This window comes from Caballeronia mineralivorans PML1(12) (assembly GCF_001028175.1).
Classification (GTDB): Bacteria; Pseudomonadota; Gammaproteobacteria; order Burkholderiales; family Burkholderiaceae; genus Caballeronia; species Caballeronia mineralivorans.
Genome location: NZ_AEJF01000028.1, coordinates 67,101 through 84,218 on the forward strand (window position 1 = coordinate 67,101; position 17,118 = coordinate 84,218).

At 59.0% G+C, this 17,118-nt stretch carries 21 protein-coding genes and 1 tRNA gene; 21 read left to right on the forward strand and 1 reads right to left on the reverse strand.

Annotation, left to right across the window (positions count from 1 at the left end; genetic code table 11):
- Nucleotides 1–26: 26 nt before the first annotated feature.
- The 14 genes from hisD (at nucleotide 27) to tatC (ending at nucleotide 10,019) form a co-directional block, all read left to right on the forward strand.
- On the forward strand, nucleotides 27–1,352 hold the full coding sequence (hisD, locus tag EOS_RS04490; protein ID WP_047845397.1) for a histidinol dehydrogenase: 1,326 nt from the start codon (nucleotides 27–29) through the stop codon (nucleotides 1,350–1,352).
- A 60-nt stretch (nucleotides 1,353–1,412) separates the two neighbouring features.
- On the forward strand, nucleotides 1,413–2,483 hold the full coding sequence (gene hisC / locus EOS_RS04495) for a histidinol-phosphate transaminase (protein ID WP_047845398.1): 1,071 nt from the start codon (nucleotides 1,413–1,415) through the stop codon (nucleotides 2,481–2,483).
- 29 nt (nucleotides 2,484–2,512) lie between these two features.
- Nucleotides 2,513–3,100, forward strand: coding sequence for an imidazoleglycerol-phosphate dehydratase HisB (gene hisB, locus EOS_RS04500; protein ID WP_031362181.1), 588 nt, complete (start codon nucleotides 2,513–2,515; stop codon nucleotides 3,098–3,100).
- A 105-nt stretch (nucleotides 3,101–3,205) separates the two neighbouring features.
- A complete protein-coding gene (locus tag EOS_RS04505) occupies nucleotides 3,206–3,826 on the forward strand; it encodes a MarC family protein (RefSeq protein WP_047845399.1) in 621 nt (206 codons plus the stop codon).
- Nucleotides 3,827–3,857: 31 nt separating this feature from the next.
- Nucleotides 3,858–4,508: an imidazole glycerol phosphate synthase subunit HisH gene (hisH, locus tag EOS_RS04510; RefSeq protein WP_047845400.1), complete on the forward strand. Its 651-nt coding sequence runs from the start codon at nucleotides 3,858–3,860 to the stop codon at nucleotides 4,506–4,508.
- A gap of 170 nt (nucleotides 4,509–4,678) precedes the next feature.
- Nucleotides 4,679–5,431 carry a 1-(5-phosphoribosyl)-5-[(5-phosphoribosylamino)methylideneamino]imidazole-4-carboxamide isomerase gene (gene hisA, locus EOS_RS04515; RefSeq protein ID WP_047845401.1) on the forward strand — a complete coding sequence of 251 codons (753 nt, stop codon included), beginning with the start codon at nucleotides 4,679–4,681 and terminating at the stop codon, nucleotides 5,429–5,431.
- A 268-nt stretch (nucleotides 5,432–5,699) separates the two neighbouring features.
- On the forward strand, nucleotides 5,700–6,473 hold the full coding sequence (hisF, locus tag EOS_RS04520) for an imidazole glycerol phosphate synthase subunit HisF (RefSeq protein WP_047845402.1): 774 nt from the start codon (nucleotides 5,700–5,702) through the stop codon (nucleotides 6,471–6,473).
- Nucleotides 6,474–6,476: 3 nt separating this feature from the next.
- The gene (hisI, locus tag EOS_RS04525) at nucleotides 6,477–6,890 is read left to right on the forward strand and encodes a phosphoribosyl-AMP cyclohydrolase (RefSeq protein WP_047845403.1); all 414 of its coding nucleotides are present in this window, start codon (nucleotides 6,477–6,479) and stop codon (nucleotides 6,888–6,890) included.
- Complete coding sequence (locus EOS_RS04530; protein ID WP_047845404.1) at nucleotides 6,890–7,270, forward strand: phosphoribosyl-ATP diphosphatase; 381 nt, start codon at nucleotides 6,890–6,892, stop codon at nucleotides 7,268–7,270. The genes hisI and EOS_RS04530 overlap by 1 nt, the downstream gene beginning before the upstream one ends.
- 45 nt (nucleotides 7,271–7,315) lie before the next feature.
- Nucleotides 7,316–7,708, forward strand: a complete 393-nt coding sequence (locus EOS_RS04535; protein ID WP_047845405.1) for a DUF4870 family protein — start codon at nucleotides 7,316–7,318, stop codon at nucleotides 7,706–7,708.
- A gap of 47 nt (nucleotides 7,709–7,755) precedes the next feature.
- Nucleotides 7,756–8,118, forward strand: a complete 363-nt coding sequence (locus tag EOS_RS04540; protein ID WP_047845406.1) for a histidine triad nucleotide-binding protein — start codon at nucleotides 7,756–7,758, stop codon at nucleotides 8,116–8,118.
- A 193-nt stretch (nucleotides 8,119–8,311) separates the two neighbouring features.
- A complete protein-coding gene (gene tatA / locus EOS_RS04545) occupies nucleotides 8,312–8,542 on the forward strand; it encodes a Sec-independent protein translocase subunit TatA (RefSeq protein WP_047845407.1) in 231 nt (76 codons plus the stop codon).
- A gap of 70 nt (nucleotides 8,543–8,612) precedes the next feature.
- The gene (tatB, locus tag EOS_RS04550; RefSeq protein ID WP_047845408.1) at nucleotides 8,613–9,149 is read left to right on the forward strand and encodes a Sec-independent protein translocase protein TatB; all 537 of its coding nucleotides are present in this window, start codon (nucleotides 8,613–8,615) and stop codon (nucleotides 9,147–9,149) included.
- A 69-nt stretch (nucleotides 9,150–9,218) separates the two neighbouring features.
- Nucleotides 9,219–10,019 carry a twin-arginine translocase subunit TatC gene (tatC, locus tag EOS_RS04555; RefSeq protein WP_047845409.1) on the forward strand — a complete coding sequence of 267 codons (801 nt, stop codon included), beginning with the start codon at nucleotides 9,219–9,221 and terminating at the stop codon, nucleotides 10,017–10,019.
- A gap of 139 nt (nucleotides 10,020–10,158) precedes the next feature.
- Here tatC and EOS_RS04560 read toward each other — a convergent pair whose 3' ends face one another.
- The gene (locus EOS_RS04560) at nucleotides 10,159–11,391 is read right to left on the reverse strand and encodes a S1C family serine protease (protein ID WP_047845410.1); all 1,233 of its coding nucleotides are present in this window, start codon (nucleotides 11,389–11,391) and stop codon (nucleotides 10,159–10,161) included.
- Nucleotides 11,392–11,411: 20 nt separating this feature from the next.
- On the opposite strand from EOS_RS04560, the gene EOS_RS04565 reads away from it, so the two are divergent.
- The 7 genes from EOS_RS04565 to EOS_RS04595 all read left to right on the forward strand — a co-directional run bounded on the left by EOS_RS04565 (nucleotide 11,412) and on the right by EOS_RS04595 (nucleotide 16,619).
- Nucleotides 11,412–12,158, forward strand: a complete 747-nt coding sequence (locus EOS_RS04565) for a Nif3-like dinuclear metal center hexameric protein (RefSeq protein WP_047845411.1) — start codon at nucleotides 11,412–11,414, stop codon at nucleotides 12,156–12,158.
- A gap of 205 nt (nucleotides 12,159–12,363) precedes the next feature.
- Nucleotides 12,364–12,984, forward strand: coding sequence for a ubiquinol-cytochrome c reductase iron-sulfur subunit (gene petA / locus EOS_RS04570; protein ID WP_047845417.1), 621 nt, complete (start codon nucleotides 12,364–12,366; stop codon nucleotides 12,982–12,984).
- Entirely contained in the window at nucleotides 12,984–14,366 is a 1,383-nt protein-coding gene (locus EOS_RS04575) for a cytochrome b (RefSeq protein WP_047845412.1), read from the forward strand. The genes petA and EOS_RS04575 overlap by 1 nt, the downstream gene beginning before the upstream one ends.
- Before the next feature lie 126 nt (nucleotides 14,367–14,492).
- Nucleotides 14,493–15,245 carry a cytochrome c1 gene (locus EOS_RS04580; RefSeq protein WP_047845413.1) on the forward strand — a complete coding sequence of 251 codons (753 nt, stop codon included), beginning with the start codon at nucleotides 14,493–14,495 and terminating at the stop codon, nucleotides 15,243–15,245.
- 97 nt (nucleotides 15,246–15,342) lie between these two features.
- The gene (locus EOS_RS04585) at nucleotides 15,343–15,954 is read left to right on the forward strand and encodes a glutathione S-transferase N-terminal domain-containing protein (RefSeq protein ID WP_031362199.1); all 612 of its coding nucleotides are present in this window, start codon (nucleotides 15,343–15,345) and stop codon (nucleotides 15,952–15,954) included.
- 64 nt (nucleotides 15,955–16,018) lie between these two features.
- Nucleotides 16,019–16,525 (forward strand): ClpXP protease specificity-enhancing factor, encoded by a 507-nt coding sequence (locus EOS_RS04590; protein WP_047845414.1) that lies wholly within the window; start codon nucleotides 16,019–16,021, stop codon nucleotides 16,523–16,525.
- An 18-nt stretch (nucleotides 16,526–16,543) separates the two neighbouring features.
- Nucleotides 16,544–16,619: transfer RNA gene (locus EOS_RS04595), tRNA-Thr, on the forward strand.
- Nucleotides 16,620–17,118: the final 499 nt, after the last annotated feature.

The following is a 17,118-nucleotide window of genomic DNA, read 5'->3' on the forward strand; positions in this document are numbered from 1 at the left end:
AGCAGGGCAAACAAACGGATACCAGCATGTCTATCAAGATTCGCAAACTCGATTCCAGCGCCAACGGTTTTCACACGGCGCTGCACGCGGTGCTCGCGTTCGAGGCGAGCGAGGACGAAGCCATCGAGCGCTCGGTGGCGCACATCCTCGCCGATGTCAAAACGCGTGGCGACGACGCCGTCCTGGACTACACGAACAAGTTCGACCGGCTGAAAGCGGAGAGCGTCGCGTCGCTGGAATTGCCGCTGGCCGAACTGGAAGCTGCGCTCGAAGGGCTTGAGCCGAAACGGCGTGCGGCGTTGGAAGCGGCGGCGGCGCGCGTGCGCGGTTATCACGAGAAGCAGCGGATCGAATGCGGTAGCCATAGCTGGCAATACACGGAAGCCGACGGCACCGTGCTCGGCCAGAAAGTTACACCGCTGGATCGTGCCGGTATCTACGTGCCGGGCGGCAAGGCGGCCTATCCGTCGTCAGTGCTGATGAACGCGATTCCCGCGCGTGTGGCCGGCGTGAAGGAAATCGTGATGGTCGTGCCCACGCCGGACGGCGTGAAGAATCCGCTCGTGCTCGCGGCGGCGTTGCTGGGCGGCGTGGATCGTGTATTCACCATCGGTGGCGCGCAGGCGATTGGCGCGCTGGCATACGGCACGCAATCCATTCCTGCTGTCGATAAAATCTGCGGTCCCGGCAACGCGTACGTGGCGTCGGCGAAACGCCGCGTGTTCGGCACGGTGGGTATCGACATGATCGCGGGACCGTCAGAGATCCTGATCATCTGCGACGCGACCACGGACCCGCGCTGGGTCGCGATGGACCTGTTCTCGCAAGCCGAACACGACGAACTCGCGCAATCCATCCTGCTGTGTCCGGACGCTGCGTTCATCCAGCGCGTGGAAGACGCGATCAACGAATTGCTGCCCACGTTGCCCCGTCGCGATGTGATCCAGCGCTCGCTCGAAGACCGCGGCGCGCTGATCAAGGTCGCGCACATGAACGAAGCCTGCACGATCGCTAACGACATCGCGCCGGAACACCTCGAGATTTCCGCGCTCGATCCGCATCACTGGGCCGCGCAGATCCGTCACGCGGGCGCGATCTTCCTCGGGCGCTATACGAGCGAAAGCCTTGGCGATTACTGCGCGGGACCGAACCACGTGTTGCCGACGTCGCGCACCGCGCGGTTTTCATCTCCACTGGGCGTGTACGACTTCATAAAGCGCTCGAGCGTGATTGAAGTCAGCGCGGAAGGCGCGCAGACGCTCGGCGAGATTGCCGCGGAACTGGCGTATGGCGAAGGCTTGCAGGCGCATGCGCGCAGCGCCGAATATCGGATGAAAAATACGTCGCAGTAAATCCAACATTGAGGCGGCCTTAGAGCCGCTCGACGTCCGGCGCTGGAGTCCGGCAATATCATGACACGACCACAAGACATTCTCCGCCCCGACGTCCTCGCGATGACGTGCTATCCCGTGCCGAACTCAACCGGCCTCGTGAAGCTCGACGCGATGGAAAATCCGTATCGGCTGCCGGCGAAACTGGCCGCCGAGTTGGGCGAACGGCTCGCGGACGTTGCGTTGAATCGATATCCGGAACCGCGGCCCACCGCGTTGCTCGAGAAAATCAAGTTCGCGATGCAGGTGCCCGCCGCATGCGAAGTGCTGCTCGGCAATGGTTCGGACGAACTGATCAGCATGATGTCGACGGCGTGTGCGAAACCCGGGGCCAAAGTGGTCGCGCCGGTTCCCGGCTTCGTGATGTACGCCATGTCGGCGAAATTCGCTCAACTCGAGTTTATCGGTGTGCCGTTGAACGCCGACTTCACGCTCGACGCCGACGCGCTGATCGCCGCCATCGAAACACACGCGCCCGCGCTCGTGTATCTCGCGTATCCGAATAATCCGACCGGCACGCTTTACGACGACGCGGATATTGAACGCGTGATCGCGGCGGCATCGAAGAGCCTGGTCGTGATCGACGAGGCGTATCAGCCGTTCGCCCAGCAAAGCTGGCTGCCGCGCGCCGCTGATTTCGACAACGTGGTCGTGATGCGGACGATGTCCAAACTCGGCCTCGCCGGTATCCGTCTCGGTTACCTGGCGGGCAAGGCGTCATGGACCACGGAATTCGACAAAGTGCGCCCCCCGTACAACGTCAACGTGCTGACGCAGGCGGCGGCGGACTTCATGCTCGATCACCTCGACGTCCTCGATGCCCAGGCCGCCGAACTTCGTACTGAGCGCACGCATCTGGAAGACGCGATCAAGGCGCTGCCCGGCGCGACAGTTTTTCCGAGCGCGGGCAACTTCCTGCTCGTTCGCGTTCCCGATGCCGCCGTCGTCTTCGAAACCCTGCTGACATCGCGGGTTTTAGTCAAAAACGTGAGTAAAATGCATCCGTTATTGGCAAATTGCGTGCGTTTGACGGTGGGATCGGCGGAAGAGAACGCGCAAATGATCGCCGCACTGAAACTCGCGCTGCACTGAAATCTCTTAAAAGTCTCCAAGGAAACACCATGCGTATTGCGGAAGTCGTTCGCAACACCAGCGAAACGCAGATCCGTGTGAAGCTCGATCTGGATGGCACGGGCAAGCAAAAGCTTGCTACCGGCGTGCCGTTTCTCGACCACATGCTCGACCAGATCGCGCGTCACGGCCTCTTCGACCTTGAAGTCGAAGCGCATGGCGACCTTCATATCGACGACCATCACACGGTGGAAGACACCGGCATCACGCTGGGCCAGGCGGTGGCGAAGGCTATTGGCGACCGCAAGGGCATTCGCCGGTACGGCCATTCCTACGTGCCGCTCGACGAAGCGCTGTCGCGCGTCGTGATCGATTTTTCGGGCCGTCCGGGCCTGGAATTCCACGTGCCGTTCACGCGTGCGCGCATCGGCACGTTCGACGTCGATCTCACCATCGAGTTCTTCCGCGGCTTTGTGAATCATGCGGGCGTGACGCTGCACATCGACAATTTGCGCGGTATCAACGCGCATCATCAGGTGGAAACCGTCTTCAAGGCTTTCGGACGCGCGCTGCGCATGGCTGTCGAACTGGACGAGCGCGCGGCAGGGCAGATTCCATCGACCAAGGGCAGCCTTTAAGCGCCTTCTAAATAACGCGGAAAGCCGGCACACACCGGGCGTGTTCTCAAGCGTGATTGAGCACGTCAGGGCCGTCCGCGTCGATACGAGCCATGACAGGCTGCGATGAATCTACTCAAATCGTTTATTTCGTTGCTCGCGCTGATCAATCCGGTCGGCGCGATCCCGTTTTTCCTGAGCCTGACGACCGATATGTCCAGCTCGGAAAAGGCTGGCACGATCCGGATCGCGTCCATTTCGGTCTTCTGCGTGATTGCCGTGACGGCGCTGCTCGGACAGCAGATCATCGCGTTCTTCGGGATTTCGGTCGGCTCTCTTGAAGTGGGCGGCGGCATCATCATGTTGCTGATGGCGATCAACATGTTGAACGCGCAGGTCGGCAACACGCGGTCCACGCCGGAAGAGCGCCACGAAGCCGAGATGAAAAACAGCATCGCGGTCGTGCCGCTTGCCATTCCGCTGCTGACGGGACCGGGCTCTATCAGCACGGTGATCGTCTATTCTGCAAGTGTGGCGCACTGGTATGACCGTATCGGGCTGGTCATGATCGGCGCGGTGCTGGCGGTGCTGTGTTTCGGTGCGCTGCGCCTCGCCGAACCGATTGCACGGTGGGTCGGCCGCACCGGCATTAACATCGGTACGCGGCTGATGGGTTTGATGCTGTCGGCGCTGGCGGTGGAATTTATCGTCAACGGATTGAAGGCGTTGCTGCCCTCTTTGAAATAGCGTTCTAGAACGTGCTGAACTGAATACTTCGATGAAAACTTCGATAGCAATCGTGGATTACGGCATGGGCAACCTGCGCTCCGTGTATCAGGCGCTCCGCAAGGCGGCGCCGGAAGCGGACGTGGCGATCGTCGAGCAGCCGGAAGCCATCCGCGCAGCCGACCGTGTCGTATTGCCGGGGCAGGGCGCCATGCGCGACTGCATGGCGCATCTCGCCGCGTCCGGTCTGCAGCAAGCGGTGATCGAAGCCGCCCGCGACAAACCCATGCTGGGCGTGTGCGTCGGCGAGCAGATGCTGTTCGACTGGAGTCAGGAAGGGGACTCGAAGGGAACGAACGGCCTTGGTCTGGTACCCGGCAAGGTCGTGCGCTTCGAACTGGAAGGCAGGCTGCAGGACGACGGTTCGCGTTTCAAAGTCCCGCAGATGGGCTGGAATCGCGTGCGCCAGACGCAGCGGCATGCGCTTTGGGACGGCGTGCCCGACGAATCGTTTTTCTATTTCGTGCACAGTTATTACGGCGTCCCGGACAATCCGGCGCATACATCCGGCGAAACGACGTACGGCGCGCCGTTCACCTCGGCCATCGCGCGGGACAATCTGTTCGCGACCCAGTTTCACCCTGAGAAGAGCGCTGACGCGGGCTTGCGGCTGTATCGAAACTTCGTACACTGGAAACCGTAAAGTTCGCGGTTTTGATGGTGTTTTAGCGCGCGTTTAACGTTTTGGCTTATGCCGTTTGCAGCCGCGAGCCTTGCATTACTTGTACTACACTAGCGAAACGGTAGGCAAAACAGGCGCTGTGCCAAAGTTTGTAACCGTTCGATTAACCCTTATCCGATAACGCTATTTCTATGTTGCTCATTCCGGCCATCGATCTAAAAGACGGTCACTGCGTACGCCTTAAACAAGGCGATATGGACCAGGCGACCATTTTTTCCGAAGATCCGGCGGCAATGGCCCGGCTATGGGTCGATCGGGGCGCACGTCGGCTGCATCTCGTCGACCTGAACGGCGCATTTGCCGGCAAGCCGAAAAACGAAGACGCCATTCGCGCGATCATCCAGGAAGTCGGCAACGACATCCCGGTGCAGCTCGGCGGCGGCATTCGCGACCTGAACACCATCGAGCGGTATCTCGACGACGGTCTGGAGTATGTGATCATCGGCACGGCCGCGGTGAAAAATCCGGGCTTCCTGCAGGATGCGTGCACCGCGTTCGCGGGTCATATCATCGTTGGGCTGGACGCGAAGGACGGCAAGGTCGCAACAGACGGCTGGAGCAAGCTGACCGGTCACGAAGTCATCGACCTCGGCCGCAAGTTCGAGGACTACGGCTGCGAGGCGATCATCTACACGGATATCGGCCGCGACGGGATGTTGCAAGGCATCAACATTGAAGCCACTGTGCGGCTGGCGCAAGCGGTCAAGATCCCGGTGATCGCGAGCGGCGGATTGTCTAATCTCGGCGACATCGACTCCTTGTGCGAAGTGGAAGACGAAGGCATTGAAGGCGTGATCTGCGGACGTGCGATTTATTCGGGCGATCTGGATTTCGCTGCAGCACAAGCACGCGCCGACAAACTGCGCGAAGCCGACGACGCCTGATCGACGTGCGTTGCGAAGCGCGCCGTGTAGTCGTGGGTAAATTTGACGACCACCCGGTGAGCTTTTCAGCACGCCTGATTTAAGCGTTTTATGCGCTTCCTGCCGGTGGCCAATCCATGCAGGACGGCTTGCTGCTCAGCGTGTCGACGCTGCGCGCCGCAAGTCGGTTCAGACGGTGCGGCGTGCTTTCCGCGCCGGGGCACAATGGCAACCAAACCGCCTCGCTTTCGTAAGCACTCACTCGCAGAAAAACGGCACTCGCAAGAACATGGCTCTCGCTAAACGTATCATCCCGTGTCTCGACGTCACCGCTGGCCGCGTGGTCAAGGGTGTCAACTTCCTCGAATTGCGCGACGCGGGCGATCCCGTGGAAATCGCACGCCGATACGACGACCAGGGCGCCGACGAACTCACGTTTCTCGACATCACGGCGACCTCGGACCAGCGTGACCTGATTCTGCCGATCATCGAACAGGTGGCATCGCAAGTATTCATTCCGCTGACCGTTGGCGGCGGCGTGCGCGCGGTGGAAGACGTGCGCCGGCTGCTGAACGCGGGCGCCGACAAGATCAGCATGAATTCGTCGGCGGTGTCGAATCCGCAACTCGTGCGCGATGCGTCGGATAAACATGGTTCGCAGTGCATCGTGGTTGCCATCGACGCGAAACGTGTCAGCGCCGCGGGCGAAACCCCGCGCTGGGAAGTATTCACGCATGGCGGCCGCAAGAACACCGGGCTCGACGTGATCGAATGGGCGCGCAAGATGGCGGAATTCGGCGCCGGTGAAATCCTGCTGACCAGCATGGATCGCGACGGCACGAAAAGCGGCTTCGATCTTGCGCTAACTCGTGCGGTCTCGGACGCCATTTCTATTCCGGTGATCGCATCGGGCGGCGTGGGTTCGCTCGCGCATCTCGCCGACGGCATCACCGAAGGTCACGCCGATGCGGTGCTTGCCGCCAGCATCTTCCACTATGGCGAACACACGGTCGGCGAGGCAAAACGCTTCATGGCCGATCAGGGCATCTCGGTGAGGATTTAAGCTGTGACTGCACAAACTGAAGAAGCGGGCTGGATCGAGAAAGTCAGATGGGACGCGAACGGCCTCGTGCCGGTGATCGCGCAGGAATCGACGACTGGCGACGTGCTGATGTTCGCGTGGATGAACCGTGAAGCATTGGCGAAAACCATCGAATTGAAGCGCGCGGTGTATTACTCGCGTTCACGCCAACGCTTATGGTTCAAGGGCGAGGAATCGGGGCACGTCCAGCACGTGCATGAGGTCCGGCTTGATTGCGACGAAGACGTCGTTTTGTTGAAAGTGGAGCAGGTGTCGGGCATTGCATGCCACACCGGACGCCATTCGTGCTTTTTCCAGAAATTCGAGGGATCGGTGGAAACGGGCGACTGGGTCGCGGTCGATCCGGTCTTGATAGACCCCGAACATATCTATAAGTAATGACTCAAGCCACGCTTTCCACGCAAGACACGCTGCTGCGCCTCGCCGCAATTATCGATAGCCGCAAGGGTGGAGATCCGGAACAATCCTACGTTTCCCGACTCTTTCATAAAGGTGACGACGCTATCCTTAAAAAGATCGGCGAGGAAGCCACCGAAGTCGTGCTGGCCGCGAAGGACACGCGGCACGGCGGCGCACCCAAGGCGCTTGTCGGCGAAGTGGCCGACTTGTGGTTCCATTGTCTCGTGATGTTGTCCCATTTCGACCTCGGTCCGGCAGACGTCATTGCCGAACTTGAACGGCGGGAAGGGATGTCGGGGATCGAAGAGAAGGCGTTGCGCAAATCCCGCGATCGCGAGCAGAACGAAAACGGCGGCTAAGCCACACGGTCGGGTCAAGTTCGACCGGTCGCCGAGGAGGATGAAATGAATCAGTCTTACGAGCCTTATCCGCCGCCTGTTTATGAGAACTCGCCCGAATCGGAACGCCTGCGCAGCTTGCGTACGTTGACGCATGTGCTATACGCGCTCTACGCCGCGTATTGGCTGACCGGTGGACTGACTGTGCTGATCGCGATCATCATCAATTATCTGAAACGCGATGACGTCGCCGGTACGCCCTATGAGGCACATTTCCGATGGCAGATCCGCACCTTCTGGCTGGCGCTGCTCGGTCATGTGATCGGTGTAGCGTTGCTCTGGGTGTTCATCGGCTTCCCCATTTTGTTCGTTGTCGGAATCTGGACGCTTTATCGCGTTATAAAGGGCTGGCTGTTTTTGTACGAAAACAAGCCGTTGCAACCGCGCGCCTGGGTTTGATGTTGAACGTTTAATCCTCATTCATATCGGGATATCCCGCGAGACACATGAGCCAAGAGAACTGCATTTTCTGCAAGATCGCCGCGGGAGAAATTCCGAGCAAGAAAGTCCATGAGGACGATGAATTTGTTGCTTTTCACGACATCAATCCGGCCGCGCCCGTCCATGTGCTGGTGATCCCGCGTAAACACATCGAGACGCTCTCGAGCTGCACCGAAGCCGATGCGCCGCTGCTTGGTAGAATGCTGAGCCTGACAGCACGGCTTGCCGGCGAGTTAGGTGTGGCGTACACCGGCGGCGATACCGGTTTTCGGACCGTCATCAATACAGGACCGGGCGGCGGGCAAGAGGTGTATCACATCCACGCCCACATCCTCGCTGGGGAGCGTCCGTGGCGCCGGATGGGCTGAACGGATTTTTCGATGGATACGCCTGATCGCGCAATTGGGCTGTAATGAAAACGAAAGCGTCTTTCCATCGCAATATTGCGCGCGCAAAATATCGGTTTAAACATCGGGGCGTCGATGCTCCGACTCGGGCCGCAAGGTCCACATTCTTCGTCGCGAGCAACATGCGCGGCGAGGCCAAGGAGAGTTTTCAGTCATGGGTTCGTTGAGTATTTGGCATTGGTTGATCGTTCTGTTGATCGTGGCACTGGTTTTTGGCACGAAGAAGCTGCGTAACATCGGCGGCGATCTGGGCGGTGCGGTGAAGGGATTCAAGGAAGGCATGAAGGAAGGCGAAACCACGCCGGCTGAGCAGCGTGAACTGCCGCGCAACGGTGCGGTCGACGTCGAAGCGAAGGACAAGACCCGTTCGAGCGACTACCGCTAATCAAGCTGCTTAAATACGGTAAGCACGGCACCGGCCACATCCACTCGCCACCTTCAGGATCTTCGATTCCATGCTCGACCTTGGTCTGACCAAAATGGCGCTGATAGGCGTCGTCGCGCTGGTAGTGCTTGGGCCGGAACGTTTGCCCGGCGTGGCACGAACGGCCGGGGCGCTGTTCGGCCGCGCGCAGCGGTATATCAACGACGTCAAGGCCGAAGTCTCGCGCGAGATGGAACTCGACGAGTTGAAGAAGATGCGGACCGAGTTCGAAACGGCGGCATCGAATGTCGAGAACAAGATTCACGACAATCTGCGCCAGCATGAAAACGAACTCAACGACGCCTGGAACCAGGGCACATCGGTGTCGGACAGTGTGGCGGGCGGTGGCGATCCGAATCTGACTCACGTTTCGGGCGACACCTGGAGTTCTTCCACGAATAGCAGCAACGCGTCGCCCACGAAACGCAAGAACTGGCGCGTCAAGCAGACCGCCATTCCGAACTGGTACAAGCGCACCACGTTGCGCAAGACGCGTGTCCAATCAGGCGCGGCGCGCGTGGCGCGGCATACCCCTGAGACGCTGCGCCGTCCCACGCGGTTTTTCTGATGTTTTCCACGCTTTCATTGCGCGTCTACCACTTTCCCTTCCATCGATGAATCCCAGCAGAGGGCCGGCGTGAGCGACCCGCAACAGATTAAAGACGAGCCCGTCGAAGAGACGTTTATCTCGCACCTGGTCGAACTGCGCGACCGTATCATCCGCGCAGGCGCTTCAGTCATCGTCGTGTTCATCGGCCTGGTTTATTGGGCACCCGACATCTTCCGGTTGCTCGCCCGTCCGCTGATGCAAAACTTGCCGAAGGACGGCAAGATGATTGTCACCGACGTCACCGGCTCGTTCTTCGTGCCGATGAAAGTGACCATGATGGTCGCGCTGGTTATTGCGCTGCCCATCGTGCTGTACCAGATCTGGGCGTTTATCGCGCCAGGGCTGTATCAGCATGAAAAGAAGCTGGTCGTGCCGCTGGTCGGGAGCAGCTACTTCCTCTTTCTGTGCGGCATGGCGTTCGCGTATTTCGTCGTGTTCCCCACCATTTTCCGCGTGATGGCGCATTACAACGCGCCGCTCGGTGCGGAAATGACGACGGATATCGATAATTACCTGAGCTTTGTCCTCACCATGTTTCTAGCGTTCGGCGTGACCTTCGAGGTGCCGATCATCGTGGTGATTCTGGCGCGAATGGGGTTCGTGACGATCAAGAAGTTGCGGCAGATCCGGCCGTATGTGATTGTCGGCGCGTTTGTGGTGTCTGCGGTGGTGACGCCGCCGGACGTGTTCTCGCAACTGATCCTGGCTGTGCCGCTGATTATTCTTTACGAGGTCGGCATCATTGCGGCGCGAATTATCGTGGGCAAGGACAAGATCAAGGAGCAGGAAACGGAAGCCGCGGAGGACGCTAAGCGGGATGGGGATTGAGGGTTTCAGGTGGCGGGTGATTGATGCCCCGATATGAAAGAGAAAAGGCCGTTTCCAACGTGAGTTAGAAACGGCCTTTTTCTTATTGCGCGCGACACGTAGAGTCGCAGATCAACGAGCGGACAACACCGCCATTACCTCACTCGTCACTCTGATCCCCGCCCTGATCGCCACCACCTTGGTCGTCGGGCGCCTGGGGTTGCTTGGGCTGCATCGGCCGTTTGCCGATCACCACGGCCAGGTCCAGTTCTTTGCTTTTGCGCATGAGATGCACCTTCACCGACGTTCCCGGCTTGATCTGCGCGACAACGTTCAGCAAGCGCGTGGTGTCGGTGATCGTGTCGTCGTTGATGCTGATCAGGATATCGCCCGGCTTGATGCCGGCCTTGTCGGCCGGTCCGCCTTGCAGCACGCCTGCCACGATCGCGCCGGACTTTTGCTCGAGTCCGAACGATTCCGCGATCTCCGGCGTGACGTCCTGCGGTTCCACGCCGATCCAGCCGCGCGTGACCGTGCCTGTGGTGATGATGCTTTCCAGCACGCTGCGCGCTGTCGACACGGGAATCGCAAAGCCGATCCCGAGCGAGCCGCCGCTGCGCGAATAGATTGCCGTATTGATGCCGAGCAGATTGCCGTTCACATCGACAAGCGCACCGCCTGAATTACCCGGGTTGATCGCGGCGTCGGTCTGGATAAAATTCTCGAACGTATTGATGCCGAGGTGATTGCGTCCAAGCGCGCTGACAATCCCCATGGTCACCGTTTGCCCGACACCGAACGGATTGCCGATCGCCAGCACCACGTCGCCCACACGCGTCTGGTCCATGCGGCCGAGCGTGATGATGGGCAGGTTCGTCATGTTGATCTTCAGCACGGCGAGGTCGGTTTCCGGATCCACGCCGATCACTTTCGCCGTCGACGTCCGTCCGTCAGCCAAGGCAACTTCAATCTGATCAGCCCCATCCACGACATGTTGGTTCGTTAGAATGTAACCTTCGGAGCTGACGATCACGCCTGAGCCGAGATTCGACGCCGGTGTTTCTTCGCCCTTGCGCTTGTTCTTGTCGCCGAAGAAATAGCGAAACAGCGGGTCTTTCGCGCGCGGATCAGGCGGTAGTGAGCCGTCCTTGCTCGAAAACACGTTAACCACGGCGGGCATCGCTTTCTGCGCGCCATCCGCATAGGACGACTGGGCGGGCCGGGAACCGATGCTCGGCGCAACTTCCTGCAACGCAACGATCGGCTCGGCGAGCTGCTTGCCGAACGTTCCCTGGCGTTGAAGCCACTGCGGTTTCAAGGTCGCGACGATGAACATCAGCGCCAAAAGCACGGTCACCGCTTGGGCAAAAAACAGCCAGAAGCGTCTAAGCATTTGATGGAATAGAGGAATTCATGGATCGGATCGAACTAGAATTGTATCTGAACAATCTGCTTGAAATCGGGCGCTTCAAGGACTATTGCCCGAATGGTCTGCAGGTTGAAGGCTCGCGCCGCGTTGGGAAACTGGCAACGGGCGTAACGGCTTCACGGGCGTTTCTGGAGGCCGCGATCGAGTGGGGCGCCGACGCCGTGCTCGTGCATCACGGCTACTTCTGGAAGAACGAAGCGCCGCAGATCACGGGGCGCAAATATCAGCGCCTGAAAACGCTGCTCGCTCACGACATCAATCTGTTCGCCTATCACCTGCCGCTCGACTCGCATCCCGAGTTCGGCAACAACGCCCAGCTCGGCGCGCGTCTGGGCTTGATCGCGGACAACCGTTTCGGCGACCAGGATCTTGGCTGGATCGCGTCGTTGCCCGTGCCGTTGTCGCTCGAACATTTCACCGCGACGGTCGAAAACGAAGTCGGACGCAAGCCGCTCGTGTTCGGCAATCCGGACTGGGAACTGCGTCGCGTTGCATGGTGCACGGGCGGCGCGCAGGGCTTCTTTGACGAAGCCATTGCCGCCGGCGCCGACGTCTACGTGAGCGGTGAAGTGTCGGAGCAGACCATGCATATCGCGGCGGAAAGCGGCGTGGCCTACATTGCGGCGGGGCATCATGCCACCGAGCGATACGGCGTTCAGGCGCTCGGCGCCCATGTGGCGGAGCATTTCGATATCGAGCATGTCTTTATCGATATCGATAATCCTGTCTGATTATCTTGCGCTGCAATAAATAATCGAGATGGGTTAAATAACCCCTTCATTCGATAGTCGCGATAAGTGCGGGGAAACCCTTAAGAATGAAGGACTTCGAGCGTTTTTTGCTATTCAACTCTTGTAAATGACGACTCCATTCGCGCACACTAGCGTCGGTAGAACGAACTGACGGTATAAATCCAACTTAGAAGTGGGGCGTGTGATGCGAGACAACGAAGATCAACGCGTCGACGGCAGCCGCCGAACCTGGCTGATCACGACGACCGTAGCGGGCGGACTGGGCGGCGTAGCCGCTTGTGTCCCGTTCGTCGGGTCGTTTGCACCGTCGGAAAAAGCCAAGGCAGCGGGCGCGCCGGTCGAAGTGGATATATCAGGTCTCAAGCCTGGCGACCTGATGACGGTTGCCTGGCGCGGTAAGCCGGTGTGGATTCTGAACCGCACCGACGAAATGCTCGCCGATGTCAAGAAAGCCGATCCGGAACTCGCCGACCCGCAGTCGAAGAAAGAATTCACGATGCCGCTGCCGGAGTACTGCAACAACGAGTACCGTTCGCGCGCGGATCACAAGAACGTGCTGGTTGCCGTAGCAGTCTGCACGCACCTTGGCTGTACTCCTACCCCGCGCTTCCAGGAAGGCGCCCAACCCAATCTCCCCGACGACTGGCCAGGCGGCTTTCTCTGCCCATGCCATGGTTCGACCTACGATCTGTCTGGCCGTGTCTTCAAGAACAAGCCGGCACCGCAAAACCTGGACATCCCGCCCTATATGTTCACTTCGGCGACGTCACTCGTGATTGGCAAGGACGAAAAGGGAGAAGCGTAATGGCGGCGACCGACAAAGAAGTGGAAACAACGGGTTTCCTGGGCTGGATCGACCGGCGTTTTCCGCTGACATCGACCTGGAAGACGCACGTTTCCGAGTACTACGCGCCGAAGAATTTCAACTTCTGGTACTTCTTCGGCTCACTGGCGCTGCTTGTGCTGGTGAACCAGATCGTCACTGGCATCTTCCTGACGATGAACTACAAGCCCGACGCAACGCTCGCATTTGCATCGGTCGAATACATCATGCGCGAAGTGCCGTGGGGCTGGCTCATCCGCTACATGCACTCCACGGGCGCGTCGATGTTCTTCGTCGTCGTCTACCTGCACATGTTCCGCGGGCTGATGTACGGCTCGTACCGCAAGCCGCGTGAACTCGTGTGGATCTTCGGCTGCGCGATCTTCCTGTGCCTCATGGCCGAAGCATTCTTCGGTTATCTCTTGCCGTGGGGTCAGATGTCGTTCTGGGGCGCGCAGGTGATCGTGAATCTGTTCTCGGCGATTCCGTTTATCGGGCCGGATCTGTCGCTGTGGATTCGTGGTGACTACGTCGTGTCGGACGTGACGCTCAACCGCTTTTTCGCGTTCCACGTGGTCGCCATTCCGCTGGTGCTGATCGGCCTGGTCGTCGCGCACCTGGTGGCGCTGCACGAAGTGGGATCGAATAATCCGGACGGCATCGAGATCAAGGCGAAGAAGGATGAAAAGGGCATTCCGCTCGACGGCATCCCGTTCCATCCGTACTACTCCGTTCACGATTTCATGGGCGTCTGCGTGTTCCTGTTCATCTTCGCTGCGATCATTTTCTTTGCGCCGGAAATGGGCGGTTATTTCCTCGAAGCCAACAATTTCGTACCTGCAAATTCGCTGCAGACACCGCCTGAAATCGCGCCGGTCTGGTACTTCACGGCTTTCTACGCCATGCTGCGTGCCACCACGGATCCGTTCAAGATCGTGCTGATGATCGTAATTGCGGCGCTGGGCGTGCTGGCGCTGCTGCGAGCGCGCGGCAAATGGCGGCTGGGATTGCCGGTGCTGGCGTTATTGGTCGTAGTGTTCATGGCGCTGACGGAATCGAAGTTCTGGGGCGTGGTGGTGATGGGGACTGCGGTAGTGTCGCTGTTCTTCCTGCCGTGGCTTGACCGTAGTCCCGTTAAATCCATCCGATACCGTCCGCTCTTCCACAAGATCTTCTATGGCGTCTTCGTGTTTGCGTTCCTGGTACTCGGCTATCTCGGCACGAAACCGCCGTCGCCGGCCAGCACGCTGATCGCGCAGATCTGTGCGTTGATTTATTTCGGGTTTTTCCTCGGCATGCCCTTCTGGACGACGCGTGGCCGCTTCAAGCAGCCGCCGGATCGCGTGCGGTTCAAGCCGCACTGACCCCGCGCCCCCAGACAGCAACCACGTTGCAGCGACCAGAGGTTAACTCTGGTCGACCGCGAGCAAACTTGCATGGGACCAGAGTAAGGCGCTAAAGCGCCAACTCTGGTCGACAGGAGACACGCGATGAAAAAATGGTTTTCTACCCTCGCGGTGATTGGCGCGGCGCTGATTGCGCTCGGCTTGACCCCGGCGCATGCGCAAGAAGTGCCGCTCGATGCCGCACCCGATAGCGCCGATAATTTTGCTTCGCTTCAACACGGCGCTAAATTGTTTGTAAACTATTGTCTGAATTGCCACAGTGCGAATTTGATGCGTTACAACCGGCTAACGGACATCGGCATCGATCCGAAGGAGATCCAGGCGAATTTGTTGTTCACCACGGACAAGATCGGCAACACGATGACGATCGCCATGCGCCCCGACGATGCAAAAACGTGGTTTGGGGCGTCGCCGCCGGATTTGTCGGTGGAGGCGAGGGCACGCGGCAAGGATTGGATCTACACGTACTTACGGAGTTTTTATCGCGACGATACCCGGCCGACCGGCTGGAACAATCTTGTGTATGAAAACGTCGCAATGCCGCATGTGCTGTGGGAATTGCAGGGCGTGCGGACGGCGAAATTCGATACCGAAGTCGATGAGAAAACCGGCGAAAAGGTCAAACATTTCGCGGGTTATACCCAAGTGACTCCGGGGACGATGTCGCCAGTAGATTATGATTCGGCTATGGCCGATCTGGTTTCGTACCTGTCGTGGATGTCGGAACCGGCCCAGCAGACGCGAAAACAGCTAGGCGTCTGGGTCCTGATGTTCTTGGGTATTTTGAGTTTTCTGGCGTGGCGCCTCAACGCGGCATACTGGAAGCAGATTAAATAACACGCCGCGATCGGTGTGGGTCAGCGTCGTCAAAGCGCCTCCTAGCAGGCGCTTTTCGCACGCTGGCCCTTATGTTTTTCTGAAGGGACTTTTAATCATGATGGTTTTGTACTCCGGCACTACTTGCCCGTTCTCCCAGCGCTGCCGGCTGGTGTTGTTCGAAAAGGGCATGGACTTCGAAATCCGCGACGTTGACCTGTTCAACAAGCCGGAAGACATCGCGGTGATGAATCCGTACGGACAGGTGCCGATCCTGGTCGAGCGCGACCTGATCCTGTACGAATCGAACATCATCAACGAATACATCGACGAGCGTTTTCCGCATCCGCAACTCATGCCCGCCGATCCGGTGCAGCGCGCCCGCGCCCGCCTGTTCCTGCTGAACTTCGAGAAAGAGCTGTTCGTGCACGTTGGCACGCTGGAAAACGAGAAGGGCAAGGCAGCGGAAAAGAATCACGAGAAGGCGCGCAATGCCATCCGCGATCGCCTGACGCAACTCGCCCCCATTTTCCTGAAGAACAAGTACATGCTCGGCGAAGAGTTTTCCATGCTCGACGTCGCCATTGCGCCGTTGTTGTGGCGTCTGGATCACTATGGCATTGAGCTGTCGAAGAACGCTGCGCCGTTGATGAAGTACGCCGAGCGGATTTTCAGCCGGCCGGCTTATATCGAAGCGCTGACGCCTTCGGAAAAAGTGATGCGTCGCTAACGTATTCGACTGCGGGGCTTGCCGGCTCGACCGGTGGTGCTCCGCATCGATAGAGGGCAAGTCGATGCAAGAAATATCCACCAAGCCTTATCTACTGCGCGCGCTCTACGAGTGGTGCACGGATAACGGCTTTACGCCGCATATCGCGGTGCGGGTCGACAACGGCACGCGCGTGCCGCGCCAGTTCGTGCGCAACGACGAGATCGTGCTGAACATCAGCTTCGAGGCCACAAGCCAACTGCAGATGGGCAATGAGTGGATCGAGTTCAGCGCGCGCTTTTCGGGCAAGTCGCACAAGATCGAGGTGCAGGTCACCAACGTGCTCGCTATTTATGCACGAGAGAATGGCCAGGGCATGGCGTTTCCCGTCGATTCCGCTGCGATCGGCGCGGCACCGGATGTGTCGGGCGAGGACGGACCGCGTTCGTCGGAGCTGGGTCCGGAGGAAAGTGGGGCTGAGCGGATCGAGCATCGTGAGACGACGGCGTCCACGCGAGGCGATGACGAGCCTCCTCCCGACGACGATGGATCTAAATCGCCTGGTCGAGGTCACCTCAAGGTCGTTAAATGAAGTAAAATCGCTGACTTCGCCGGCTTAGCTCATCAGGTAGAGCAGTTGATTTGTAATCAGAAGGTGGCGGGTTCGAGTCCTGCAGCCGGCACCAGTTTAGCTTTTCATGAAGTACCAAGACGTTGTTCAACCCCGCGCCCGGTAACGGTCTGCGGGGTTTTTTCTTTTCCAGCTTGTGCGAGGCGTTGAACCCAGAGTGAGCGTCGAATGCTTTTGTGAATTGCTCGTTGGCGGTTTGCCGCGCGCTGGATGGTAGTCGGAAGACTGATAGCTTCCGTAGACGAGATCTCTGGGACAGCGCATGCGCGACGTGATCATCGTGTGAGGCGCACTACGGTTATTCGGTACGAATCCAGTCCTCGGTATCTCATGACGGCAGACGCTTTCTGCGCGCCTTTAATATTCTTTTCACAAACCCCTTGCGCAACCCCGAAGCACCCACTAGAATTCGGCCTCTTCGCTTCTGGATGAGGCGAAGAGAAGCGGGAAGTAAGGGGTTAGCGGTTCGTTTCGGTAGCTGGAGAGCCAGGCAGGACGGCCCTCGCAGGGAATCGAAGGTCCAGGTGGTTGTGATATGAAGTTTGTCACGATGC